General features: G+C 62.3%; 20 protein-coding genes and 2 riboswitches. Of the genes, 4 read left to right on the plus strand and 16 right to left on the minus strand.

Features of this window, described 5'->3' with window-relative positions:
* Positions 1–116: 116 nt before the first annotated feature.
* The 3 genes from ABWV89_RS02395 to ABWV89_RS02405 form a co-directional block, all read right to left on the minus strand.
* The gene (locus ABWV89_RS02395) at positions 117–707 is read right to left on the minus strand and encodes a lysophospholipid acyltransferase family protein (protein ID WP_353393842.1); all 591 of its coding nucleotides are present in this window, start codon (positions 705–707) and stop codon (positions 117–119) included.
* A gap of 128 nt (positions 708–835) precedes the next feature.
* Positions 836–2,398, minus strand: a complete 1,563-nt coding sequence (locus tag ABWV89_RS02400; RefSeq protein ID WP_353393844.1) for a cryptochrome/photolyase family protein — start codon at positions 2,396–2,398, stop codon at positions 836–838.
* The gene (locus tag ABWV89_RS02405) at positions 2,391–2,609 is read right to left on the minus strand and encodes a DUF2256 domain-containing protein (protein WP_353393846.1); all 219 of its coding nucleotides are present in this window, start codon (positions 2,607–2,609) and stop codon (positions 2,391–2,393) included. The genes ABWV89_RS02400 and ABWV89_RS02405 overlap by 8 nt, the downstream gene beginning before the upstream one ends.
* Positions 2,610–2,779: 170 nt before the next feature.
* Between ABWV89_RS02405 and ABWV89_RS02410 the strand changes: the two genes are divergently transcribed.
* Complete coding sequence (locus ABWV89_RS02410) at positions 2,780–3,334, plus strand: hypothetical protein (RefSeq protein WP_353393848.1); 555 nt, start codon at positions 2,780–2,782, stop codon at positions 3,332–3,334.
* Between the two features lie 73 nt (positions 3,335–3,407).
* Here the strand turns inward: ABWV89_RS02410 and ABWV89_RS02415 are convergent, their stop codons facing one another.
* The 12 genes from ABWV89_RS02415 to ABWV89_RS02470 all read right to left on the minus strand — a co-directional run bounded on the left by ABWV89_RS02415 (position 3,408) and on the right by ABWV89_RS02470 (position 19,517).
* On the minus strand, positions 3,408–4,181 hold the full coding sequence (locus tag ABWV89_RS02415) for a sterol desaturase family protein (protein ID WP_353393850.1): 774 nt from the start codon (positions 4,179–4,181) through the stop codon (positions 3,408–3,410).
* 152 nt (positions 4,182–4,333) lie between these two features.
* The gene (locus tag ABWV89_RS02420) at positions 4,334–4,672 is read right to left on the minus strand and encodes an ArsR/SmtB family transcription factor (protein ID WP_353393852.1); all 339 of its coding nucleotides are present in this window, start codon (positions 4,670–4,672) and stop codon (positions 4,334–4,336) included.
* Between the two features lie 57 nt (positions 4,673–4,729).
* Positions 4,730–6,667 carry a B12-binding domain-containing radical SAM protein gene (locus ABWV89_RS02425; protein ID WP_353393854.1) on the minus strand — a complete coding sequence of 646 codons (1,938 nt, stop codon included), beginning with the start codon at positions 6,665–6,667 and terminating at the stop codon, positions 4,730–4,732.
* Positions 6,668–6,735: 68 nt separating this feature from the next.
* Positions 6,736–7,722, minus strand: coding sequence for a lipase secretion chaperone (locus ABWV89_RS02430; RefSeq protein WP_353393856.1), 987 nt, complete (start codon positions 7,720–7,722; stop codon positions 6,736–6,738).
* Positions 7,719–8,657 (minus strand): lipase family alpha/beta hydrolase, encoded by a 939-nt coding sequence (locus ABWV89_RS02435; protein WP_353393858.1) that lies wholly within the window; start codon positions 8,655–8,657, stop codon positions 7,719–7,721. Before ABWV89_RS02435 ends, ABWV89_RS02430 begins: the two co-directional genes overlap by 4 nt.
* A 193-nt stretch (positions 8,658–8,850) precedes the next feature.
* On the minus strand, positions 8,851–9,864 hold the full coding sequence (locus ABWV89_RS02440; RefSeq protein ID WP_502903144.1) for a threonine aldolase family protein: 1,014 nt from the start codon (positions 9,862–9,864) through the stop codon (positions 8,851–8,853).
* A gap of 83 nt (positions 9,865–9,947) precedes the next feature.
* Positions 9,948–12,860 (minus strand): aminomethyl-transferring glycine dehydrogenase, encoded by a 2,913-nt coding sequence (gene gcvP / locus ABWV89_RS02445; protein WP_353393862.1) that lies wholly within the window; start codon positions 12,858–12,860, stop codon positions 9,948–9,950.
* Between the two features lie 204 nt (positions 12,861–13,064).
* Positions 13,065–13,436 carry a glycine cleavage system protein GcvH gene (gene gcvH, locus ABWV89_RS02450; RefSeq protein WP_353393864.1) on the minus strand — a complete coding sequence of 124 codons (372 nt, stop codon included), beginning with the start codon at positions 13,434–13,436 and terminating at the stop codon, positions 13,065–13,067.
* A gap of 91 nt (positions 13,437–13,527) precedes the next feature.
* Entirely contained in the window at positions 13,528–14,694 is a 1,167-nt protein-coding gene (gene gcvT / locus ABWV89_RS02455; RefSeq protein WP_353393866.1) for a glycine cleavage system aminomethyltransferase GcvT, read from the minus strand.
* Positions 14,695–14,762: 68 nt separating this feature from the next.
* Positions 14,763–14,865, minus strand: a riboswitch (glycine riboswitch).
* A 22-nt stretch (positions 14,866–14,887) separates the two neighbouring features.
* Positions 14,888–14,979: riboswitch (glycine riboswitch) on the minus strand.
* Positions 14,980–15,018: 39 nt separating this feature from the next.
* Positions 15,019–16,335 carry an ABC transporter substrate-binding protein gene (locus ABWV89_RS02460; RefSeq protein ID WP_353393868.1) on the minus strand — a complete coding sequence of 439 codons (1,317 nt, stop codon included), beginning with the start codon at positions 16,333–16,335 and terminating at the stop codon, positions 15,019–15,021.
* Positions 16,332–17,651 carry a TAXI family TRAP transporter solute-binding subunit gene (locus ABWV89_RS02465; RefSeq protein ID WP_353393870.1) on the minus strand — a complete coding sequence of 440 codons (1,320 nt, stop codon included), beginning with the start codon at positions 17,649–17,651 and terminating at the stop codon, positions 16,332–16,334. The genes ABWV89_RS02460 and ABWV89_RS02465 overlap by 4 nt, the downstream gene beginning before the upstream one ends.
* Positions 17,652–17,828: 177 nt before the next feature.
* Positions 17,829–19,517, minus strand: coding sequence for an electron transfer flavoprotein-ubiquinone oxidoreductase (locus tag ABWV89_RS02470; RefSeq protein WP_353393872.1), 1,689 nt, complete (start codon positions 19,515–19,517; stop codon positions 17,829–17,831).
* 361 nt (positions 19,518–19,878) lie between these two features.
* Between ABWV89_RS02470 and ABWV89_RS02475 the strand changes: the two genes are divergently transcribed.
* From ABWV89_RS02475 to ABWV89_RS02485, 3 genes are read left to right on the plus strand one after another with little or no spacing between them, the layout of a single operon-like run.
* Positions 19,879–20,661, plus strand: a complete 783-nt coding sequence (locus ABWV89_RS02475; RefSeq protein WP_353393874.1) for an SDR family oxidoreductase — start codon at positions 19,879–19,881, stop codon at positions 20,659–20,661.
* On the plus strand, positions 20,642–21,652 hold the full coding sequence (locus ABWV89_RS02480; RefSeq protein WP_353393875.1) for a DMT family transporter: 1,011 nt from the start codon (positions 20,642–20,644) through the stop codon (positions 21,650–21,652). The genes ABWV89_RS02475 and ABWV89_RS02480 overlap by 20 nt, the downstream gene beginning before the upstream one ends.
* Before the next feature lie 43 nt (positions 21,653–21,695).
* A complete protein-coding gene (locus tag ABWV89_RS02485) occupies positions 21,696–22,148 on the plus strand; it encodes an acyl-CoA thioesterase (protein ID WP_353393877.1) in 453 nt (150 codons plus the stop codon).
* 649 nt (positions 22,149–22,797) lie between these two features.
* Here the strand turns inward: ABWV89_RS02485 and ABWV89_RS02490 are convergent.
* Positions 22,798–23,403, minus strand: coding sequence for a peroxidase-related enzyme (locus ABWV89_RS02490; RefSeq protein ID WP_353393879.1), 606 nt, complete (start codon positions 23,401–23,403; stop codon positions 22,798–22,800).
* Between the last annotated feature and the right edge of the window lie 246 nt (positions 23,404–23,649).

Genomic DNA, 23,649 nt, shown 5'->3' on the forward strand with positions numbered 1-23,649 from the left:
TCCCCCTCAACAGCAAGTGACTGACCGATTGTTGACCTTGGGGTAGAGCACCTGCAGTCGTATATCCAGCGTCTGTAGCGGACTCTCTTGTGGTCGGTGGATGGCATCACGCCTGATCACCCATTCTCAAACTGCGCAGCATTCTTCCCTTTGAACGGCGCATAGAACGCCTTGATGGCGCTCATGTCGGCTTCCACGTCGCCGGTGGGCTCGAACAGTGGGCCCAGGCCGCTTCGCTTGGTGGCGTAGTCCATGTAGGCCATGACGATGGGCACTTCGGCGGTGCGGGCGATGTGATAGAAGCCGGTTTTCCAATAGCGCGTTTTGCTGCGGGTGCCTTCGGGCGGCACGATGAGTTGCAGCGGGCTGTCGGCGTCCCGGATGGCTTGCGCTGAGGCGGCCACCAGGTTGTTGGCCTGGTCCCGGTTGACGGCAATGCCGCCGAGCCAGCGCATCACCGGCCCGGCCAGCCCTTTGAACAAAGTGTGCTTGCCCATCCAGTACGGGTTCAGGCGCAGGGCGAAGGCCACCATGAGGGTGTAGGGCAGGTCCCAGTTGCTGGTGTGTGGCGCGGCAATGAAGACGCTCTTGGCGGCCTCGGCAGGCAGGGCTCCTTCAATTCTCCAGCCGGTCAGCTTCAGAAACGCCACGGAGAATGTGCGCAGCAGCGTGTTGACCACAGGAGTGGTGAAGATCGTTCGGTGCATGGAGAGGAATGTCAGTGGGAGCAGGCGCGTATGCTCCGCCCTGTGGCGGTTGCTCGCTGTTTGGGGGCGCGACGGTTTGCATGCGATTGGACCGCATTATGGCTGCCCGCGCTTTGATCTGGGTCGTGTCAGGCGCCTTGCTTCTTCAGCTCTTCGGCCCGTGAAGCTATGGTTTTTTGTTGCGCTGGCGTCAGCCGCTCCAGATTCTTGAGCTGCATGCGCATGCGCGGGTTGTCTTGCAGCGTCGCCCGGTGCCGCTGCAGAAAGTCCCAATACAAGGTAGTGTAGGGGCAGGCCGAGTCGCCAGTGGATTCAGTTGGGTCGTAGCGGCACCCCTGGCAGTAGTTGCTCATGCGCTGTACATATTTGCCGCTGGCGGCGTAGGGCTTGCTGCCCAACAGGCCACCGTCGCCAAACTGGCTCATGCCCAAGGTGTTGGGCAACTCCACCCATTCCACCGCATCCACGTACACGCTGAGGTACCACTCGTGCAAGGCCTGCGGCTTGACGCCGAGCAGCAAGGCGTACAGGCCGGTCACCATCAGCCGCTGGATGTGGTGGGCGTAGCCGTGGGTCAAGGTTTGGGTGATGACCTCGCGCAGGCAGGCCATGTCGGTTTCGCCCGTCCAGTACCAATCGGGCAGGCCTTTCTGGGCGTCGAGTGCGTTGCGCTCCAGGTAGCCAGGCATTTGCGTCCAGTAGATGCCTCGCACATACTCGCGCCAGCCCAGGATCTGGCGGATGAATCCTTCCACGGCGGCGATGGGCGCCTTGTCGTGCTGGAGGGCGTCTTCTGCGGCGGCCACCACCTCGCGTGGGTTGAGCAGCTTCAGGTTGAGCGCGGGGCTCAGGTGGGAATGCCACAGCCAGGCTTCGTCGGTCCACATGGCGTCTTCAAACTGGCCGAAGAGCGGCAGGCGGTGTTTGATGAAGTCGTCCAGGGCCTGGAGGGCGTCTTCGCGCGTGACGGGCCAGGCAAAGCTGTCCAGCTGGCCAGGGTGATCGGCAAAGCGTTCTTCCACCAGCGAGATGACTTCACGCGTCAGTTCGTCGGGCGCTATTTGAAAGCGCTTGGGCACATGCTTCGGGCCGTTCTTGCCAAAGTTGTCGCGGTTGTCGGCGTCGAAGTTCCACTGGCCGCCAACGGGTTGACCATCGTCATCCATGAGGATGTTGTGTTTCTTGCGCAGCGCCCGGTACCAGTATTCCAGCCGCAACTGTTTGCGCCCCTTGGCATGGGCGGCAAACTCGCGCACCGTGCTGAAGAAATGGGTGTCGTCTCGCAGGTCCAGGGGCAGCGAATGTTCTTTGGCGACTGTCTTGATGGCCTGGAGCACGCGCCAGTCGCCGGGCGCGGTGAGCACCAGACCCTCGGGGTGGAGCGCTTCAATGGCTTTCGCCAGCTCACCGGACAAGGTGCCTGTGTTGTCTTCATCGTCCAGTTGGGTGTAGTGCAAAGGCCAGTCGCGCTTGCGCAAGGCCTCAGCGAAGTGCCGCATGGCGCTCAGGAAGACGGCGATGCGTGGTTTGGAAGACCACACATGGGTGGACTCTTCAGCCACCTCGGCCATCCAGATGTGGTCTTGACCGGGGTCGAAGCCGTCGAAGGCTGACGATTCATGGTCCAACTGGTCACCGAGCACGATGACCAAGTTCCGGCGGCGTTGTGCTGTCGGCGAGGGCTCAATCATGCTTTGCCTCAGAGACGTCCTTTTTTAGCCCCTTCTTCGCCCGGCAGGCATCAGAGCAGTATTTCACTTCATCCCAGTTCCTGGCCCATGCCTTCCGCCACGTCATGGGGCGGCCGCAGACCACGCACGGCTTGCTGGGGAGGCTGGCTTTGTTGCCTTTGAAGGGTTTGTTGCTCACACGGACAGTTGTAGCGCAATGAGAGGTTTTCATCGCATGAACAATGGGCAAAACCCTCCACGTTCTCAAAGATTTGCGGGTGTCGCAACGAGGCTGGTTGTTGGCGCTTGAGTGGCAATGTTGCCGGGAGGCAGACCTGTTGTCTTCGTCCCGCGTGAGAAAATGGCGGGCTTCAAAAACTGTCTGTTATCAGGGAAATCAAGATGAAGTTTGCATTGACGGTCGCCAGCGCGTTGCTGTTGTTGTCGGGCTGTGCGTCGGCCCCCAAGGGTTATGAGTACGCACCAGCATCGCCACAGGATCCCCAGATCACCTTTGGCGACCGCTTGGGGGGCGGCAGGGTGAGGAGCCCGGCCAGGAATTTTCTGATCAACACGGCCCTGGGTAACCGCTGCGTTGACTACAAAGGCACAGGTGTGCTGTCGAACCACTGGATGGGCGTTGGTGAGAAGACGCGTTCTTACTATGTTCCCAAAGACGCCAAGGTGTATTTGATTGGCTCCTACGTTTTCTCCACTGGTTTCAGCACGTCCTCTTGCAACGTAGGGCCGGTGTCTTTCATGCCAGAGGCCGCCAAGCATTACTCCATTGATGTGGGCGTTGAAGACCGGAAGTGCTTCATGTCGATCGTCGAGATTGGACAAGACGGCAAGCATGCGGACGCGCAAGTGGCATTGACGCCGGAAACTGCATGCGTCCAAACGCCTGCAGAGCCTCAACCCCAGTCGCAGCCTGAAAGCCCAGCGAAGTCGCAGTAAGAGCTCTGCTGGGAGCGTTCAGCTTTCGTTAGCCCTCCCTTTCATACTGCGCGTGGCGGCGGCGCACAAAGTTCTAGCCAACTTCTCGGTGCACGTCCCGCATGAGCAGCATGTCCTTCACCCGGGTGGCGCGTGCGCCTTCAAAACCCACCTGACCTTCGAAGCTGGGCGGGTTGTAGTAGGTGCCGAACAGCCAGTCCCAGAAGGGCAGATCGCTGTAATTGCGGGCGTGCACATTGGCTTCGTGGTGGAAGGCATGCATTTCCGGGCGGGGAATGAACCAGCCCAGCCACCGAGGGGTGCGGATGTTCCAGTGCTGGAACAGGCTTATGAGTGTGAGGGCGGTGGTGACGGTGGCTGCGATGGCGGGGCTCAAGCCGAGCAGCCAGACGTTCGCCGTGATGCCCAGCAGGGTTTTGACGATCACTTCATTCGGGTGTGCGTAGAAGGCACCGGGAATGTCCACCCGCGTGGGGCTGTGATGCAGCTGGTGGCCGAAGCGCCATGCCAGATCACTGGCGTGCTCCAACCGGTGCCAACCGTAGTGGAGCAGGGACGTGAGCAGCAAGCCTGGAAGCAGACCCCAGCAGCCGAGGAAACGGCCGTCCCAGAGCCGCCATTCCGTCCAGCCAGCGGCGGCGATGGTGAGGGGAACGATGGACCCCACCACGGCGGTCAGAACAAAAAAGCCCCAGCCCCAGCGCACCCACTGGGGCATGTCGGCATAAGTGCGTGCGGGTCGGCGCCGTTCCCACCACCACATGGCCACGAAGGCCAAAGGCACGATGAGGCTGAGGTAGTCCGCAACAGCGGATTGAACAGTGGCGGCGTCAAACAGGTCTGACATGGGGAGTCCTTTCAATGGAGGCAAGGTGAAATGTTGTTTGGCTTTGATCTGTGGAAGCGTGTACACATATGCATATGAATGACCAAAAAAATTTGAGCAAAAATGAGGTCAAGAACAATTGGCAGACATGATCAGAAAGCTCCAGCCAATGATCAGCGCTTCCCTGGCGGACAGCACAAAGGCCCCAGGCTCTCAAACAGGTTGACCAGGTCCTTGAGCTGGGCCAGCACGCCCTCGTTGTCGATGGCGTAGTAGGTGTGGCGGCCTTCGGCTTCACTGCGCACGAGCCGGGCGCGCTCCATGACTTGCAAATGCCGCGTCACGACAGACCGTTCCTGCGGAACCATGTCGGCCAGGCTGCCCACGTCGGCGCGCTGCTTCAGGATCAAGGCCCGTAGCAATGCCACGCGCGCAGGCTCACCCAGGGCTTTGAAAAAACCTGAGTCCAGGCGCTCCAGGCAGGTGATGGCAGCTTTTTCTGCGGGTGTCATGGGTGCATTATATGTGCATTTTCATGCACATAATATTTCCTTCGTAGGAGTAGCGTGTCAGGTGTGCCGCGCCAGCGCCTTGGCAATGCGGGTGCGCTTGACGGTGGAGCGTGGCACAGGGCAGGGCAGGTGCTCGAACCAGCGGCGCACATCGTCTTCCACGCACAGGCCGTGCATGTAGTTGTAGATGGCCTTGCGCAGGCCTTGGCCCAGCACGTCGTGGTCCACACCGTCTGGCATGGGAGTGGGGTCGACAAACGCGATGTCGTTCTTGGCAAATCTCACTTCAGGCATGGGGGCCAGGGTGATGCCATATTCGGCCGGGTTCTGGCCCACGGGTGAGTGCACGGTGCAGGCAAAGCGGTGAAAGAAACCGCTCTGGATGCAGCCGTTTTCGAACAGCTGTCGCACGTACTCCAGCGCATCCACGGTGTCTTGCAGGGTCTGGGTCGGGAAGCCGTACATCAGGTAGGCGTGCACCAGAATGCCAGCGTCGGTAAAGCCTTTGGTGACGCGCGCCACCTGTTCCACCGACACGCCTTTTTTCATGAGGTCGAGCAGGCGGTCGCTGGCCACCTCCAGCCCGCCGCTCATGGCGATGCAACCGCTGGCGGCGAGCAGCTCGGCCAGTTCGGGAGTGAAGGTCTTTTCAAATCGGATGTTGCCCCACCAGCTGATTTGCAAATCGCGGCGCAGCAGCTCTTCCGCCAATGCCTTGAGCGACTTGGGCGGCGCGGCTTCGTCGACAAAGTGAAAGCCGGTCTGGCCGGTTTCTTCCACGATGCGTTGGATGCGGTCAGCCAGGGTGCTGGCCGCGGCGGTTTCGTAGCGGCCGATGTAATCGAGCCCCACATCGCAGAAGCTGCACTTCTTCCAGTAGCAGCCGTGCGCCACGGTGAGCTTGTTCCAGCGCCCGTCGCTCCATAGTCGGTGCATGGGGTTGAGCATGTCGAGCAGGCTCAGGTAGCGGTGAATCGGCAAGCCGTCCCAGGTGGGGGTGCCGACGTTTTCAAACGGGACGTCGGGTTCGGCCAGATTCAAGAACTTCACCTTGCCTGCGTCGTCGCGAACAAAGGTGCGCTGCAAGCGCTGCGGTCCACGCTCGCCCTGCAGGTGTTCGATGATGGACAGCACCGGGCGCTCGCCAGCGTCCAGCGTCACGAAATCCACGTGGTCGAACACGCGCGGTTCTTTGAGCTCGCGCAGCTCGGTGTTCACATAGCCGCCGCCCAGCACGACTTTCACATCAGGATGCTGGGCTTTGATGGCCTGGCCCATGCGAAAGGCCGCGTAGACCGAGCCGGGGAAGGGCACGGACAGCAGCACGATCTGCGGCTGGTGTTCCGCCACAGCCGCCAGGGTGAGCTCCGCCAGCCAGTCGTCGATGAGCGAGGGTGGCGCGGCCAAGGCCTGGGCCAGTGGGTCAAAGCTCGGCTGGCTGCTGGCCAGGGATTCGGCATAGCGCACGAACTCGAAACGTTCGTCCACCGCGTCGCGAATCACATCCGCCAAATCGTTCAGATAAAGCGTGGCCAGGTGGCGCGCCTTGTCTTGCGTGCCCAGGGCACCAAAGGCCCAGCCCAGCGGGTCTTCGCCTTCGCCCAGATCAGTTTCGGCATACACATCCAGCGGTGCAAAGCGCGGCCCCTCGGGCAGCAAGCCACGCGCCGCTATGCGGTAAGCGAGGGTGGCGTCGCTGCCTTGCAGAAACCGAATCACCGGCCCGATGGTGGCGCGGTAGTGGTCGAACTGATCCAGAAACGCGTGCACGCTGCGGCTGCGTTCTGCTTCCGGCATGGCGTCGGCATTGTCGCGCACCGCGTCCAGCCCCTCACGCGTGAACAGGCGCAACACCAGCGCCAGGGCAATGTCGGCCTGTCGTGCGTCAATGCCTTGCTCGCGCAGAAAGCCGGTGAGGTAGGCGGTAGAGGGGTAGGGCGTGTTCAGCTGCGTCATCGGCGGGATGAGGCTGAGCACGCGGGGAGATGAGCTCATTCGGGGGCAAAGGCTGTGATGGCGTGGGCCGGCGGCAGTGCTTTCACTGCCCGGCCGAAGCCTTCAGTTTACAGCCCGAGCAGTGCTTTCGCGCGCATTTGCTCTTCAGGTTTGAACTGCTGCGCCATGTACTGTTCAATGGCTTGTTGCCGCTGGGCATCTGACAATTCAGCTGCTTGCGCCAGTTCCCCCAAGGCTGCTCGGGCTGCTTGCAGACGCACCTGCCAAGCGGCTTCTTCTTGGTCGAGGGCCTCTAGCCTTTGCGCGGCTGCGGTTCCCAGCGCAGCCTCTCTCTGACGAAACCTATCGGCGGCATCTGCCGATGGGTCTGCATCCAGAAGCTGGCGGGGGCTTGGCTCTGCCGGGCTGGATGGTGCGGCGTTGGTCGTCATTGCCTGAACACGATCGACCAAAGCCTGTTCTTCGTCAGCGTAAAAAGCCCTTGCCCATTGAGGCCCGAGCGCTGCTGCGCGCAGCCGCTGCAGGCGTTGCAGCTCGGCCAGCCAGGACTGCGGATTTTGCAAATCCACCCGCGTCTCTCCCACACTGGCCAGCAGCTTCACATAGGCGTCCCACTGAGTCAGCACGGTCTGTGCGCCGGCCTCGCCCAGGTCTGTGGCGGCGAGGTGCTGAACCAGTGCGCGCAACTCTTCCAGCGTGGCTTCGCCTTGGGTGGTGAGGAGCTGATCAAAGCGCTGCCTTAGCGCCAGTGAAGGGTGCAACTGCTGGCCGTCCCAGTGGCCCCAACCGCCGTCAAGCGATGCGCCGCGCAGAGAGCCGTCTTCCATCAGCCGCTGACGCACGCCTTCGACATCCACACCGGCCGCCGTCGCGCCCGACTCGCTGCCCGTGGGGCCTTCCTCAGTGGCACCGCTGCCGGCCGACAGCAACGACCATCCTTGTGGGGTGGTGTTCGATGGAGCGGTCGGCGAGTGTGAGGCTGGCTGTGATGACGGTGGACGCGATGTCCACCATATGGTCAATGCCAGACTCAGAGCCAGGGCCACGCCCGTCAGTCCGACGCGCGGCAAGGGCTGTTGAGGTGAGTCGCTCACAGGCCAGCGTTTTTCAGGCGGTTGGCCTGGGTGCGGTAGAACGAGACGGGGCTGGGCGTGAACAGGCCGCGCAGCCCGAAGGTCTGGTTCACTTCGTCCAGGTGGTTCCAGGGGTAGTTGTCGCGCAGCACCGAACCCCAGTGCGACGAGCACCGCTCCACCAGGCCGTCATTGGCTTTGCCAACGAACAGCACGCCCGTCAGGCCCAGGGCGCTGTCGGGGTCGAAGATGTTGGTGACCACCGAAGTCCCACCGGCCGAGTAGTAGCGCACGCCGTTGGCGATGGCCGGGCCTTCTCCGCAACTGCTGCCGGGAGCGCCAGCAGGAAAACGCTGGTTGAAGCGTGCCGCGCCGCTGGTGGTGAGCGATGTCATGGCGGCAACCGCATCTTGGGGCAGGGTGCTTCCGCCAGAGAAGGCGCTGATGATGCTGGCCAGGCCATTGAAAATGGCGCCCGCCACGTTGGTGGTGCCGGTCAGGTCGGTCGCGGCCTGGATGGTGTCGGCCACTGCTGATCCCTTGTGTGGCGTGCCGACGGTGGTGACCGAAGCCACCAGCGACGGGTCCACCGCTGCCACATAGCGAATCGACTGGCCGCCATGGCTGTGGCCGATCAGGTTGAACTTCTGGTAGCCATAAGCGGCTTTCAGGCGACGCAACTCCGACAGCAATTGCTCGCCCCGGACTTCGCTGGCGTTGGCCGCCGACTGCTGTGTGGCGATGACGGTGGCGCCACTTCGCCGCAGCTCGCTGGCCACGCCGTGGAAATAGTTGATGGGCCCGACCGAATCAAAGCCAAACAGGCCATGTACCAGCACGATGGGATAGCGGGTTTGGGTATAGGTATCGGCCGCGAGTGCCGGGGTGGAGGCCAGTGTGGCGGCTGCGGCGAGGCCGAGCGCCATCAGGCCTTGGCGAAGGCGATGTCGAATCATGGGGTGTGTCTCCTCGTTGTTCCACGGTCTCGACCATTCGCTTCTTTTGCCTGTTCCAAATGTCGAACCGCGAACAAATTAGAACGAACGGTCGTTCGAAAAAACAGAGGGTTTATCCGCAGTGGATCGAGCGCTTGCCAGTGCTGATGGTTGCGCTCGCACAGCAGGAGCGCCCAGGAGAGTCAGATGAAAATCAGGCCGAGCAGTTGCTTCGCAAGTCAGCCAGAAGCAGGTCAACGTCAGCCTCGGACGTGTCCCAGGAACACATGAAGCGGCAACCACCACCCGCGATGAACTGGTAGAACCGCCAGCCTTTGTCGCGCAGCGCCTTCGCGGTGGCTTCGCTCATGTGCAGAAACACCGAGTTGGCCTGCGGCGCATGGGTACAGTCCACGCCCGCAATGTCTTGCACGCCCGCATGCAGACGCTGCGCCATGGCATTGGCCCGGCCAGCGTTGCGCAACCAGACACCTTCTTCGAGCAAGCCCAGCCAGGGGGCGGAGATGAAGCGCATCTTGGAGGCGAGTTGCCCGGCTTGCTTGACGCGGTAGGCGAAGTCTTCCGAGAGCTTGCGGTCAAAAAACACCACCGCTTCGCCAACCGGCAAGCCGTTCTTGGTACCGCCAAAGCACAGCACATCCACGCCGACCTTCCAGGTGATGTCGCCCGGATGGCAGCCCAGGCTGGCCACGGCGTTGGCAAATCGCGCGCCATCCATGTGGATGCGCAGACGGTGTTCGCGCGCCTTGGCGGTCACGGCCTTGAGTTCGTCCAGGCCGTAAACCGTGCCCAGCTCGGTGGCCTGCGTGATGCTGACCACTTTCGGCTTGGGATAGTGGATGTCGCTGCGCTTGGTGACGAGTTGCTCAATGCCTTCCGGCGTGAGCTTGCCCTGGCGCGCCGCCTGACTTTCGCTCTCGGCGATCAACAGCTTGGAACCGTTCGAGAAGAACTCAGGCCCGCCGCATTCGTCGGTCTCAATGTGGGCGACGGGTGAGCAGATCACCGAGTGATAGCTTTGGCACAAAGACGCCAGCGCCAGGGAGTTGGCCGCCGTGCCGTTGAACACGAAGTACACATCGCAATCGGTGTCAAACAGCTCGCGCATGCGGTCCGAGACTTTTTGGGTCCAGACATCTTCGCCGTAAGCCGGCTGTGGCCCGCTGCTGTTCGCCTCGGCCAGCCAGTGCATGGCTTCGCCACACATGCCGGCGTAGTTGTCGCTGGCGAAGTGCTGTCGAGAAGGATTGGCCTGGCTATTGGTGGGCACGATGTGTTCTTCGTTCAAGTTCAGTCGGGTTCGCCCAGTGGCACGCAGCTGCAGAACAGGTTGCGGTCGCCGTAGACGTTGTCGATACGGCCCACGGGCGGCCAATACTTGGCGTTGGCGCGTGTCGACTGCGAAGCGGCACCCACATCACGGCCGTAGGGGTGTGGCCAGTCTGCCTTCATCAGGCTGTCTGCGGTATGCGGTGCGTTCTTCAGCGGGTTGTCGTCCTGCGGCCACTCGCCACGCTCGATGCTGCGGATCTCTTCGCGAATGGCAATCATCGCGTCGATGAAGCGGTCCAGCTCTTCCAGTGTTTCGCTTTCGGTGGGTTCCACCATCAGCGTGTTGGCCACCGGGAATGACAGCGTTGGCGCGTGGAAGCCGTAGTCCATCAAGCGCTTGGCCACGTCTTCGGCCATCACACCACTGGTTTCTTTCAGGTCGCGCAGGTCCAGAATGCACTCGTGTGCCACATGGCCGTTGGCGCTGGCGTACAGCGTGGGGTAGTGGTCGGCCAGGCGCTTGCTGATGTAGTTCGCGCTCAGAATGGCGGTTTCGGTGGCGTGTTGCAGGCCTTCGGCACCCATCATGCGGATGTACATCCAGCTGATCGGCAGCACAGCGGCGTTCCCGTAGGGAGCTGCGGAAACTGCCCCAACCTTGCCCTGGGCACCGGTACTGGCGCCTTGAGCAGCTGCTGTGGCATGGCCCGGCAGGAATGGCACCAGATCTTCCACCACACACACAGGGCCAACACCCGGGCCGCCGCCGCCGTGCGGGATGCAGAAAGTCTTGTGCAGGTTCAGGTGGCTGACGTCGCCGCCGAATTCGCCCGGCGCGGCCACGCCCACCAGTGCGTTCATGTTGGCGCCGTCCACATACACGCGGCCGCCGTACTGGTGAACCATGGCGCACAGATCTTTCACCTGCGTTTCAAACACACCGTGGGTGGACGGGTAAGTGATCATCACCGCCGCCAGTTTGTCGGCGTGTTGCTCGCACTTGGCCTTGAGGTCGACCAGGTCAACGTTGCCTTCCGCGTCGCACTTGGTGACCACCACTTGCATGCCCACCATCTGGGCAGATGCCGGATTGGTGCCGTGCGCCGATTGCGGGATCAGGCAGATGTTGCGGTGGGCCTCACCACGTGAGGCATGCCAGGCCTGGATGGCCAGCAGGCCCGCGTATTCGCCCTGAGAGCCCGCGTTGGGCTGCAGGCTGATGCCGGCATAGCCGGTGGCCTGGCACAGCCAGTCGCGCAGCTGTGCGTCCAGCTCCTGGTAGCCCTGCAGCTGATCGGCCGGGGCGAAGGGGTGCACACCGGCAAACTCTGGCCAGGTGATGGGAATCATCTCGCTGGTCGCGTTGAGCTTCATCGTGCACGAGCCCAGCGGGATCATGCTGCGGTCCAGCGCCAGGTCTTTGTCGGAGAGGGCGCGGATGTAGCGCAGCATGCCGGTTTCGCTGTGGTAGCTGTTGAACACCGGGTGCGTCATGAAGTCGCTGGTGCGGCGCAGCTCGGCCGGGATCAGTGGCTCCACGCCTTTTTCGAAGCTGTCGAAAGTCGGCAGCTCCTGGCCGTCTTTGGCAAACACCGACCACAGCAGCGCGATGTCTTCGCGGGTGGTGGTTTCGTCAAGGGAGATGGTGATGTACTCACCCCAATAGACGCGCAGGTTGGCACCCTTGGCCACGGCCTTGGCGACCAGTGCCTGCGTGTTGGTGCCCGTGTGGAGCGAGAGCGTGTCAAACGCGCTGTCGGTACGCAGCGGTGCGCCCAGCTGCTTCAGGCCAGCGGCCAGGACTGCGGTGTAGGCGGCCACGCGCTGGGCAATGCGCTTGAGGCCTTGTGGGCCGTGGTACACGGCATACATGCTGGCCACCACAGCTGGCAGCACCTGCGCCGTGCAAATGTTGGAGGTGGCCTTCTCGCGGCGGATGTGTTGCTCGCGGGTCTGCAGGGCAAGGCGATAAGCCGGTTGGCCGTGCACGTCCACGCTCACGCCCACCAGCCGGCCGGGCAGGGAACGCTTGAACGCATCCTTGCAGGCCATGTAGGCAGCGTGCGGGCCACCGGCGCCCATGGGCATGCCGAAGCGCTGAGTGGTGCCGATGACGATTTCGGCGCCGAATTCGCCAGGAGACTTCAGCAGCGTCAGGGCCAGCAGGTCGGCGGCCACGATGAACGCGGCTTGCTTGCCGTGCACTTTCTCAGCGTCGGCGCCCAGGTCGTCGATGCGGCCGCTGGTGGTGGGGTAGGCCGCGAGCACGGCAAAGTAGTCGTCGGCGTCCAGTGCCGCCAGCCATTCCGCGTGGGAGTTGGCCAGCTTCACCTCGAAGCCCATCGGCGCCGCACGTGTCTGGATGACTTCGATGACTTGAGGGTGGCAGTCGCCCGCCACCACGAACACATTGCCCTTGGACTTGACCGAGCGCTTGGCCAGCGTCATGGCTTCGGCTGCTGCCGTGGCTTCGTCCAGCATCGACGCGTTGGCGATGTCCATGCCGGTGAGGTCCGTCACCATGGTCTGGAAGTTCACCAACGCTTCCATGCGGCCCTGGGAGATTTCGGCCTGGTAGGGCGTGTAGGCCGTGTACCAGGCGGGGTTCTCCAGGATGTTGCGCAGGATGACGCCCGGCGTGTGGGTGCCGTAGTAGCCCTGGCCGATGAAGCTCTTGAAGACCTTGTTCTTTGAAGCGATGGCCTTGAGTTCAGCCAGCGCCGCTGCTTCCGTGACGGCCGGCGGCAACTGCATGCCCTGGCTGCGTGCAATCGAACGCGGCACGATGCCGTCGATCAGGGCGCGACGCGATGCTTCACCGATGACGGACAGCATCAGGGATTCATCTTCGGCGCTCACGCCAATGTGGCGGGCAACAAATTCGGAAGGGTTCTCAAGCTCGCCGAGCGGGCGAACAGACGACATCAACATGGCGATACCTTGGAGAAAGGTGAGGGCAGGTGGCGCGCGCTACCGATAGCGGATAGCACAGGCAACACATCTGGCAGGCAATTGGCAAATCAAGGACCGAGCATCACAGGCGCCAGGCAAGGCGACCGCCGGTCCGGGTTTCCCGGCCGGCCACGTCGCGCCCCCTTGAGGGGGACGCGCGCAGCGCGGCGGGGGTGGCCTCTATCAACTGTTCTTCAGGAGCTCGTCGTAAGCGGTGGCGTCCATCAGCGCGTCGACTTGCGAAGCGTCCGACAGCTTGACCTTGAAGAACCAGCCGGCGGCGAGTGGATCGGTGTTGGCCAGGGCCGGGTCGTCGCGCAGGGCTTCGTTCACTTCGACGATTTGGCCCGAGATGGGCATGTACACGTCGGCAGCGGCCTTGACGGACTCCACCACGCCGGCCACTTCCTTCTGATCAAAGGTCTTGCCCACTTCGGGCAGATCCACAAACACCACATCGCCCAGGGCGTCTTGCGCGTGGACGGTGATGCCGACCGTGGCGATATCGCCTTCAACGGTGATCCATTCGTGGTCTTCGGTGTACTTGGTGGTCATGTGGGGCTCCGGTGAAAAAGGTTGAGATGAAAACGGTGTGTTTGCTTTGCAGCTTCCCTTATCCAGGGGGAGCCTCGAAGCGGCGCGGGGGTCAACCCCGGTAGTAGTGGTTCGGCACAAACGGCATCGCCGTCACTTCCATGGGCACGACTTTGCCGCGCACGATGGCGTTGATGCGGGTACCGACGGCGGCATGCTCAGGGTTCACGTAGCCCATGGCCACTGGTTTCTCTGCGCTGGGGCCGAGCAAGCCGCTGGTGACTTCGCCGATGCTCTGGCCGTCGGTGCTTTGCAGCTCGGTGTGTTCGCGCACCGGAATGCGCTCCAGCGCCACCAGGCCGACACGCTTGCGGGGCAGGGCCTCGGTGCCGTCGAGCTGGGCCAGTACGCGCGCAGCGCCCGGGAAGCCGCCGGCGCGCTCGCCACCGGTGCGGCGAACCTTTTGCATGGCCCAGTTCAGCGCGGCTTCCACTGGTGTCGTGGTGCCGTCGATGTCATTGCCATACAGGCACAGGCCGGCTTCCAGGCGCAGCGAGTTGCGGGCGCCCAGGCCGATGGCCTCGACTTCCGGCTCGGCCAGCAATGCGCGGGCGAACGCTTCGGCGGCATCGGCCGGCAAGGAGATCTCAAAGCCGTCTTCGCCGGTGTAGCCGCTGCGGGTGACGTAGAGATCCGCACCGTTCCAGGTGGCGGGCATGCCGGTCATGAAAACGAGTTTTTCAACGCCGGGGAGCAGTTGCTGCAGGGCATCCACGGCCTTGGGGCCTTGAAGCGCCAGCAGGGCGCGGTCGAACTGTTCGGTGATGGTGCAGCGGCTGCCGATGCGCTCACGAATGTGGGCAATGTCGCCGTGCTTGCAGGCGCCGTTCACGATAACAAAGATCTCTTGACCCCCACGCTCCCCGACTGAATGTGGGTCGCTACCCCGGTTCACGAACATCAGGTCGTCGATGATGCCGCCTTCGTCGTTGAGCAACAGGCCATAGCGCTGCTTGTTCACGCCCAGGCCCATCACGTCCACCGGCATCAGGCTTTCAAACGCTGCGGCGGCATCGGGGCCGGAGAGCGTGAGCTGGCCCATATGGGAGACGTCGAACAGGCCGGCCGATGCGCGGGTGTGATGGTGTTCCTTGAGCACGCCGAGCGGATATTGCACGGGCATGGAATAGCCGGCAAACGGCACCATGCGGGCACCTAGCTCCAGATGCAGGGCGTTCAAGGGGGTGGTCAGCAGATCGGTGGCGGCGGTGTCAGACATGGGCTGGCAGTGTCCTGAATGAGGGTTGAGCAGAGGGCGTGTCTTGACGCCTGCACAAAACACTTGTGCGCTGCCCCACTGTCCGCTTTACCTGAGAGATTCACACGGGCGATACCGCATTTGCTCCTTCGGTGGGCAACGCAGGGGTTGCCTCTCTCCAGCCGGGGACACCTCCATTGACGGCGATCAACGGGGGTGTTTGCCAGTCCTTTTGCCTGAGCGTTCAGTTGCTGCGCCTTCGGCGGCCGTCGCACCAAGGCGATGGCTCTCTCCTGACAATCCCGTAGTGTAGCGGATGCCGGGTCGGGAATCCAGAGCAGCTGCTTAACGTCTGGACGTGGTGGCCCAGTTCGGATGACTGATCTTGAACCTGTCCCGGACATGGTCCATGTGCTCGCGAAGCGTGTACCAGCGATCCACATAGTCGTCCGGGAAGTCCATTCCGGTGACTTGTCGCTCGAGTGCCTCGAGGCGCTGCATCAAGGGGCGCAAGTCTTTGGTGTTGGCATCTTCGGCCTGGATCAGTTCTTCCTCCAGAAACTTCAGCTCTCCGTAAAAGTGCTGAAGGATGGCGTCCACCCGCCCCTGGAAGAACCTGGGAGCTCGCGTGAAAATAAAGGCCGTGGCGAAGGCCAGCGGCACCAGGAGAAACAGCATCAACTGTGTCCACTGGGCTGTGCGATATGGCAGGACGGACTCCAGCCAGGGCTTGTTACCCCGGAACGCTTCACTGGCAACGCCAGAAACCGGGTAATCGCTTCCCAGCGTGGTGGGGTAGTCACCCTGGCGCTCCAGAAATCCGCCCATCACATGCAGCTCGGATGCGACGTTGATCAAGGCTCGCTGAAGGGCAGGATGCAGGCCTGTTCGGGCTACCAGATGGGTCTGGGTGACCAGGGTGGGAAGGTCGGACTCGGGCAGGTTGGCCCTGAGCTCGATGGACCCTTGCGGCATCACGACAGCGCGCAGGCGTGCATCTCTGGACGAGAGGGCCGCTGCGCGGTCGATCCCCAGCACATGGGCATTGGGCAGGCGCACCAGCGTGGCGGCCGTTTGCGACGAGCCGGTGGCCACATGAATGACGGCGTCAATCTCGCCTTTGGAGAATGCGCTGATGGCGGCATTGCCAACCAGGGGCAGCAGGGTGATCTCGCCAGGCTGAATCCGAAGATGCTGCATGAGCAGCAATGCGGCTCGCTGATTGGACGAATCCTCGACCGATACAGCCAGTGTCTTCTGACGAAGGTCGTCGGCAGAGTAGATGCCCTCCCGCGCGACGACCCAGACGATTTCGTGGCCCACGACAGCCAGCGCCTCGACCTGGGATGCCTGTGTGGCGTACAGGCCTTGCGCGAAGGTCACGTCGATCTGGCTGTCTTCGTTCTTCATGGCATAGAGCGGGTCCTGTGGCCGCTCGTGCGTGACGATGCGCACTTCGATCCCCATGGCCTCCAGGCGTTGCGCGTAGGCACGGGCCAGGCGCAGGTAGCTGCTTTGAGCAGGCCCGGTACCGATGGTCACGCTCCGTGGGGGGATTGGCTCCCACCAACGAAGTGCCGTAGCGACAAAGAGAAGCAGCAGAGCGAGAAACGGCAGATACAGGAGCCACCATCTCCGGCGGTAAAGCATGAGCAGCTTCATCGGCCTCTGTACCTCCTCAGATAGGTGCGCACATACGCGACGTGCTGATGCAGCGTGAACCAGCGATGGGCCAGCTCGGGCGGGAGCTTGATGGTAGACAGTGCTCTCTCGAGCTCCTTGAGGCGCGAGTTGATGCGGCTCATTTCCAGGCCGCCCGCTTCCAGAAGATTCTCGCGCAAGTCATTTTCGATGAAGCGCAGCTCCCCGTACCAGCGGCTGATGCGGCCTTCCAGCACGAGACGGATCCAGGCAGGGATCACGGCCATCAGCAGCCCGGTGATCAGGAAAACCGGAAGCCCGATGAGCAGAACACGCTGCAAGACCTGGGCGACCTTGAAGGGCAGGTGTGCTTCCATCCAGCCCAGGCCACTGGTCATGACCGTTCGTGACTCGGGCGAGGAGGGGAAGTCGGCAAAGCGGATGCTTGGCAATTCGCCCTGGCGATGGAATACGCCTTCTCCGCTGTGGATGGTGGTGGCGATGGAGGTGATCGTGCGGATCAGGGCAGGGTCGAGATCATGGCGGGCCACCAGGTGGGTGGGGGTGGTCAGGACGGACGTATCGATGGCGGGCCTGTCGGGCCCCAGCGCATCCTGCGCGAGCAACCGGTGACTGAGGTAGTTGTTCCGCTCGACAATCGCTCCCGTTTGCTCGAGTGCGGCCAGGCGAGCCCGAGGGCGCTTGAGCAGGGACTGGATCATGGGGGCGCCGGGCGAGGCGACGGCAAAAACCGCGTCGACCAGGCCGTCATCGAGCGCTTCGACTGCGGCCTGACCCGTCAAATCCATCAAAGTCAGGTCGTTGGCCGGTACGTCGGTTTGCTTGAGCAGGCGCATGAAGAGCACTCTGTGCCCGCTGCCCTCCGGACCAATGGCGACGCGTTTTCCTGTGAGCTGGATCAGGTCGGTGATGGCCACATCCGGTGTGAACAGCCAGAGACCTTCAAAGTCCACTGTGGCCATGGTCACGACGCGCCCCTGGGCTTCCGGCGGGGCATCAAAGGCCGACCAGCCAAACCCCCCTTGTACGAAAGCCAGATCTGCCGCTGGTGGAGCGGAGCGGATGCGGTCGAGGTTTTGCTCAGACCCGGCCGAGCCCAGCACTTCGGCTTCAATGCCGCGTTCTGCCAGGGCCTGCGCATATCGGTTCGCATAGGCCTGATAGGCCCCGTCCGGGATACCTGCCGAGATCACCAGCTGGGCTTTCGGCATGGGGTAGATCTTCCACCAGACCAGCAGGCACACGCCCAGGGCCAGCAGCATCAAGGGCAAGCGAATCAGTGGCCAGCGAAGGTGGTACAGCTTGGCAAGCGTCATTTTCAGGCGGGGTCTCCCTGGTACCGATCAAGCATAGGGGTTTTTGGGCCATTGGCAAACCATATGACTACCCAATGGTTTGGAAATGGAGTGCGAAGTGCACACACAGGCGAAAAAAAGGCCGCTCAAGGCGGCCTTTGCGATCGGTAGCCAGGAACATCCCGGCCAGGGCGGACTTCACATACCGGAGTAGTTCGGGCCGCCGCCGCCTTCCGGCGTCACCCAGACGATGTTTTGCGTCGGGTCCTTGATGTCGCAGGTCTTGCAGTGCACGCAGTTCTGGGCATTGATCTGCAGGCGCTCGCCGCTGCCGGCTTCATCTTCGACGAATTCATACACACCGGCAGGACAGTAGCGGCTCTCTGGGCCGGCGTACTTGGCCAGGTTGACCTTGACCGGCACGCTCGCGTCTTTGAGCGTGAGGTGGGCTGGCTGGTCTTCTTCGTGGTTGGTGTTGGAGATGAAGACGCTGGAGAGACGGTCGAAAGTGAGTTTGCCGTCCGGCTTGGGGTAGTCGATCTTGGGCATTTCCGACGCAGGGCGCAGGTACACATGATCGGGCTTGTCGTTGTGGATCGTCCAGGGAGGGGTGGACACGCCAACTTTGGGCAGGAACCACTGTTCGATGCCGGTCATGAGCTGGCCGACCATCGGTCCCTTCTTGAACCAGTTCTTGAAGTTGCGGGTCTTCTGCAGTTCTTCGTTGAGCCAGCTGTTTTCAAAGGCTTCGGGGTAGGCGGCAAGCTCATCATGAGCGCGGCCAGCTGCCAGGGCCGGGGCAATGGCCTCGGCGCAGAGCATGCCGCTCTTGATGGCCGCATGGCTGCCCTTGATGCGAGCTGCATTCATGTAGCCGGCATCACAGCCCACGAGTGCGCCACCCGGGAACACCGTCTTGGGCAATGCCTGCGGCGAGCCGTTGTTGATGGCGCGGGCACCGTAGGACAGGCGCTTACCGCCCTCGATGTGCTTGCGGATGTCCGGATGCGTTTTCCAGCGTTGCAGCTCTTCAAACGGGCTCATCCAGGGGTTGGCATAGTTCAGGCCAATCACCATGCCCAGCGTGACCTTGTTGTCCTCCAGGTGGTAGAGGAAGCCTCCGCCAAACGTGTTCGGGTCCATGGGCCAGCCGGAGGTGTGCACCACCAGACCTGGCTTGGCCTTGTCTGCAGGGACCTCCCACAGCTCCTTGATGCCGATGGCGAAAGTCTGGGGGTCCTTGCCTTCGTCCAGCTTGAACCTGGCGATCAGCTGCTTGCCCAGGTGGCCGCGGGCCCCTTCGGCGAAGATGGTGTACTTGCCCAGCAGTTCCATGCCCAGCTGGAAGTTGCCGGTGAGCTCACCTTCCTTGCCAATGCCCATGTTGCCGGTGGCCACACCCTTGACGCGACCTTGATCGTCGTACAGCACCTCCGCCGCGGCAAAGCCCGGGAAGATCTCGACGCCCATGGCCTCGGCCTGTTCGGCCAGCCATTTGGTGACGTTGCCCAGACTGATGACGTAGTTGCCATGGTTGTGGAAGTTGCGGGGCATCAGCCACTCGGGAACACGGGAGGAGCCGTCTTCCTTGAGGACCAGAAGGTCGTCGCCTGTGACGGGCTGGTTCAGCGGGGCGCCACGCTCTTTCCAGTCAGGGAACAGCTCGGTGATGGACTTGGGGTCCATGACGGCGCCCGAGAGGATGTGGCCGCCAGCTTCGGAGCCCTTTTCCAGCACCACCACCTCGATCGACTGGCCGTTCTTCTCTGCCAGCTGCTTCAGGCGGATGGCGGTGGACAGGCCGGCAGGGCCGCCACCGACGATCACCACGTCGTATTCCATGGATTCGCGTGGGCCGTGTTCTTGCAGGATCTGTTCTGGGGTCATGGTCTCTAGCTCTCTAGCTTTGTCTGATTCGTTATTGGTTTGCCGGCTTGAGCCAGCCGCGCCAGCGCAGGGGCCGTTGTGGCTGTGCGCCTTGGAGGCCGGTCTCGTGGGTCAGCCGCCCTGGGAAAGTTTCATGTCAGGCGATTGGTGCATGTCTGACAGGTCAACTGGCGATTTTAGACGGGCTTGACGGACAATGAGTGTCACCTATGGTGGTTCGCTGCCGTAGAGGCACGTATCTAATAGATGCCTGGTCATCTGATCGACACCCGATTCCCGCCCCGCGGGCTTGTCCGGCGCATCACGGAAAGCAGACTTCAAAGAACCTCAAGGCCCGAAGGGCAGCAAAACAGGAGCAGAAATGGCATACAGCTTGGATTTGTCCGGACGCGTGGCCCTGATCACCGGGGCATCCGGCGGCCTGGGCGAACAGTTCGCGAAAACCCTGACCAAGGCAGGGGCCGCAGTGGTGCTGGCTGGTCGGCGAACAGACCGCCTGATGGCCTTGCGTGCGCACCTCGAGGCCGATGGTGGCGACGCTCACGCAGTGGCCATGGACGTGACGGACCTGGCCTCCATCAAGGCGGCCATCGCACATGCTGAAACGCAGGTCGGTCCCATCGATATTCTGGTGAACAACTCCGGGGTCAGCACCACGCAACGCCTGCAGGACGTGACGGAAGAAGATTACGACTTCGTGCTCGACACCAACACCAAGGGGACCTTTTTTGTGGCCCAGGAAGTGGCCAAACGCATGCTGGCCCGAAGCAAAGGCTCGGCTCCTGGCACCTTCGTGGGTGGCCGCATCATCAATATCGCGTCCATGGCCGGCCTCAAAGTGCTGCCGCAGATCGGCATCTATTGCATGAGCAAGGCTGCTGTGGTGCACATGACCAAGGCCATGGCGGTGGAATGGGGCAGGTTCGGCATCAACGTGAATGCCATTTGCCCCGGTTATATCGATACCGAGATCAATCACCATCATTGGCAGACCGAGCAGGGGCAAAAGCTGATCAGCATGTTGCCGCGCAAACGCGTCGGGCAGCCGGCAGACCTGGATGCAGTGCTGGTGATGCTGGCCAGCAATGAGAGCCATTTTGTGAATGGTGCCGTGATTGCGGCAGATGACGGCTTCGGCGCCTGAGGCGGCGCTGTCCGCTGCGGCGCATGCTGCGCCTGGGCCGAGCGCAGTGCTTCCTGGTCGTCATGGTTTGGGCCTTGGCATTGCGGCCGGTCTGGGGGCGGGCGCCTTCTGGGGGCTGACCTTTGTGGCGCCTCTGGTCGTGCCTGAAGCCAGGGCGCTGGATGTCATGGTCGGGCGCTACCTGTCCTGCGGGGCGTTTGCGCTGTGTGTGCTGCTGCTGCAATGGTCGCGAGGAGGGCGCAGCAAGTGCGCACCCTCTGGATTACCTGCGTCTGCACCCTGGATAGCGCTGGCCCAAAGCGTCCTGGGCTACACGGGCTATTACTGGCTGTTGTTTCTGGCTGTCGAGGCGGCTGGCGCTGCCTTGCCTGTTCTGGTCATCGGGACGTTGCCCGTGTGGATGATGGTGCTGGGCAAGCCGGCTGGTGTGCTCTGGCGGCACCTGGCGGTGGGCATGGCCCTCACGCTCGGCGGACTCGTGCTGATGCACGCCGCCACCACAGGGGCTGCACAGGCCGGGGCGGTGTCGGGGCCTGAGCCTGCCAAAGGCCTGATGTTTGCAGCTGCTGCCATGCTCAGCTGGCTGGTGTTTGGCTTCTGGAACGCCGCCTGGTTGCGGCGCCATCCGCAGCTTTCTTCCACCACATGGGCCAACTGGCAGAGCGTGGCGGCGGGGGTGGGTGCCATCGCCTCGGTGCTGGTGTGGGGCTGGCCTGACTGGGCGGGGCTGGCCGCGCGAGACCAATTCCAGGCCTACGTCTGGGTTTGCCTGATCACTGGCATCGGGTCCGGCTGGGTAGCGTCCGTCTTGTGGAATGTCGCCAGCCGACGTCTCCCCGAGAGTCTGGCCGGCCAATTGATCGTGAGTGAAACCCTGTTTGGGCTGACCTATGCATTTGTCTGGACCATGCAATGGCCGGCTTGGACTCAAGGCCTCGCCGCACTGCTGTTCGTGACCGGTATTGTGGCGTCCATCCGGGCCCATCGATGAACACCCCGACCCTGCAGAATTTTCTGGATGGAGTGCCTGAGTAGTGAAACTTGAACTGCCCAATGAGAAACGCCTGGTGCACACAATGGTGGTGCCCATCCGCTGGGGCGACATGGACGCCATGGGCCATGTGAACAACACCATTTACTTCCGCTACATGGAAATCGCCCGGCTGGACTGGTTCTTCGGCATGGGACTGCCAGTAGACCCCAAAGGCGAAGGGCCCGTGATCGTCAACGCGTTCTGCAATTTCATCCAGCAGCTGGAGTTCCCGGGTGATGTGTTGGTCAAGACTTATCTGGGTGCGATGGGTAAGACCTCGTTCGACACCTACCACGAGCTGCTACGCACGGACGATCCGGACACGGTTTATGCCAATGGCGGTGCGACTTGTGTCTGGGTGAACTTCCCCCAGCAGAAATCGGTGCCGATGTCGGAGAAGGCGAGGGGGATGATTGAGGGGGCGGGGGTGGTGCCGAGGTTGCGAGGGGAGTAGGGCACTCCAAGTGCCATTGGCCTGGTTGGCGCGTTCCTTTTGCCGCCGGCGTTTTATTGCCTGTATCGAACGGCTTTTCTTTCCCCCCTATCCCCCCAACCCCCTTTCCACCCCGCCGGGCGGAAAGGGGGAGCTCTCATTTGGCTTCTGGTCTCCGACTCGGCTTCTACGGCTCGATGCGTCGCCACCGTGGTTTGGGGTACATGCATTTCGCTGAAGCAGTCGTAGGGGCCTCGGCATTGGTTTTCACGCCCACGGCGCCCAGCTGACTTTGCCGCTTTGCGGCTTGTCAGCTGGGCGCTGGCTTCGCGCGTTGCAAGTCCCTTTGACCTGAAATGTTTCGCTCGCAGGCAACCGGCGAGCCGCGCAGCGGCAACGCTGGTTGCCTGCCGTGGGCGCACCAAGGGGAGGTGAAGTCTCTACGACAGCGGTGGAGAAACCGTGGCGAGCCAGAAGCAGTGGCAACCTCCCGCCAGTAGCCGCCCGTCCAGACCGCAGAAGCCGAATGTTTAAAGGCTCCCCTTTCCGCCCCGGCGGGGGTGGAAAGGGGCGGGGGGGATAGGGGGGGAAGAAAAGGAGGAACGAGGAAGAACCCCCTGCCGGAGGCATAGCCATAGCCATAGCCATAGCCATCAGAGGATGGTCATCCTCATTTCCCCTTCGGCAATCTCCCCATCAAATAAAACTCCTCATTCGGCTGCATCCCACTGAAACTCGCCATCCGGTTCGACAGCCCAAAAAATGCGGTAATAGCGGCAATGTCCCAGGCATCCTCATCGGTGAATCCATGGGCATGCAGCGCTTCGAAGTCAGCATCTTCAATCTCGTCGGAGTGCTGGCAGACCTTCATCGCGAAGTCGAGCATGGCCTTCTGACGGGGGCTGATGTCGGCTTTGCGGTGGTTCACCGCCACCTGGTCGGCCACCAGGGGCTTCTTTTCATAGATGCGCAGGATGGCGCCGTGGGCGACGACGCAGTACAGGCAATGGTTGGCGGCGCTGGTCGTGGTGACGATCATCTCTCGGTCGCCTTTGGTCAAACCAGATTCACGTCCGGCCGTCTCCGGCAGCATCAAGGCGTCATGGTAGGCGAAAAATGCTCGCCATTCGGCAGGGCGCCGCGCCAGGCCAAGGAACACGTTGGGGATGAAACCGGCCTTTTCCTGCACCTCCAGGATCTTGGCCTTGATGTCCTCGGGGAGGCTGTTGAGGTCTGGCTGGGGGTAGCGTGGTGCTGTGGTCGCGGCTTCGGTCATTGGCGTTGCGCTTCTTTCTTCGTTTCGTTCGATGTCTCAGTTTGTCTTTTTCGCCGGTCAGAGCGGTGGCGGGCGAGGCCAGGTGCGGCCCCGCAGGGCCGAGACCATTATGCTCAGGCCATGCTGTTGAGTGACTGGCGAGAACCCTTGTATCGGTTGCTGCTTATTTTTGCGGTTTCGGTCGGAATTTCGAGCGCATTCACCCGCACGACCGCACCTCAATCCTCCCAATCCTGAATTCCAGAA

Source organism: Hydrogenophaga sp. 5NK40-0174, from assembly GCF_040372165.1.
GTDB lineage: Bacteria > Pseudomonadota > Gammaproteobacteria > Burkholderiales > Burkholderiaceae_C > Hydrogenophaga.

Excerpts from the sequence above, each read along its gene's own strand:
- ABWV89_RS02395 (WP_353393842.1), bottom strand. The coding sequence starts at position 707 with ATGCACCGAACGATCTTCACCACTCCTGTGGTCAACACGCTGCTGCGC.
- ABWV89_RS02400 (WP_353393844.1), bottom strand. The coding sequence starts at position 2,398 with ATGATTGAGCCCTCGCCGACAGCACAACGCCGCCGGAACTTGGTCATC.
- ABWV89_RS02405 (WP_353393846.1), bottom strand. The coding sequence starts at position 2,609 with ATGAAAACCTCTCATTGCGCTACAACTGTCCGTGTGAGCAACAAACCC.
- ABWV89_RS02410 (WP_353393848.1), top strand. The coding sequence starts at position 2,780 with ATGAAGTTTGCATTGACGGTCGCCAGCGCGTTGCTGTTGTTGTCGGGC.
- ABWV89_RS02415 (WP_353393850.1), bottom strand. The coding sequence starts at position 4,181 with ATGTCAGACCTGTTTGACGCCGCCACTGTTCAATCCGCTGTTGCGGAC.
- ABWV89_RS02420 (WP_353393852.1), bottom strand. The coding sequence starts at position 4,672 with ATGACACCCGCAGAAAAAGCTGCCATCACCTGCCTGGAGCGCCTGGAC.
- ABWV89_RS02425 (WP_353393854.1), bottom strand. The coding sequence starts at position 6,667 with ATGAGCTCATCTCCCCGCGTGCTCAGCCTCATCCCGCCGATGACGCAG.
- ABWV89_RS02435 (WP_353393858.1), bottom strand. The coding sequence starts at position 8,657 with ATGATTCGACATCGCCTTCGCCAAGGCCTGATGGCGCTCGGCCTCGCC.
- ABWV89_RS02440 (WP_502903144.1), bottom strand. The coding sequence starts at position 9,864 with ATGTGTGGCGAAGCCATGCACTGGCTGGCCGAGGCGAACAGCAGCGGG.
- gcvP (WP_353393862.1), bottom strand. The coding sequence starts at position 12,860 with ATGTTGATGTCGTCTGTTCGCCCGCTCGGCGAGCTTGAGAACCCTTCC.
- gcvH (WP_353393864.1), bottom strand. The coding sequence starts at position 13,436 with ATGACCACCAAGTACACCGAAGACCACGAATGGATCACCGTTGAAGGC.
- gcvT (WP_353393866.1), bottom strand. The coding sequence starts at position 14,694 with ATGTCTGACACCGCCGCCACCGATCTGCTGACCACCCCCTTGAACGCC.
- ABWV89_RS02460 (WP_353393868.1), bottom strand. The coding sequence starts at position 16,335 with ATGAAGCTGCTCATGCTTTACCGCCGGAGATGGTGGCTCCTGTATCTG.
- ABWV89_RS02465 (WP_353393870.1), bottom strand. The coding sequence starts at position 17,651 with ATGACGCTTGCCAAGCTGTACCACCTTCGCTGGCCACTGATTCGCTTG.
- ABWV89_RS02470 (WP_353393872.1), bottom strand. The coding sequence starts at position 19,517 with ATGACCCCAGAACAGATCCTGCAAGAACACGGCCCACGCGAATCCATG.
- ABWV89_RS02475 (WP_353393874.1), top strand. The coding sequence starts at position 19,879 with ATGGCATACAGCTTGGATTTGTCCGGACGCGTGGCCCTGATCACCGGG.
- ABWV89_RS02480 (WP_353393875.1), top strand. The coding sequence starts at position 20,642 with ATGACGGCTTCGGCGCCTGAGGCGGCGCTGTCCGCTGCGGCGCATGCT.
- ABWV89_RS02490 (WP_353393879.1), bottom strand. The coding sequence starts at position 23,403 with ATGACCGAAGCCGCGACCACAGCACCACGCTACCCCCAGCCAGACCTC.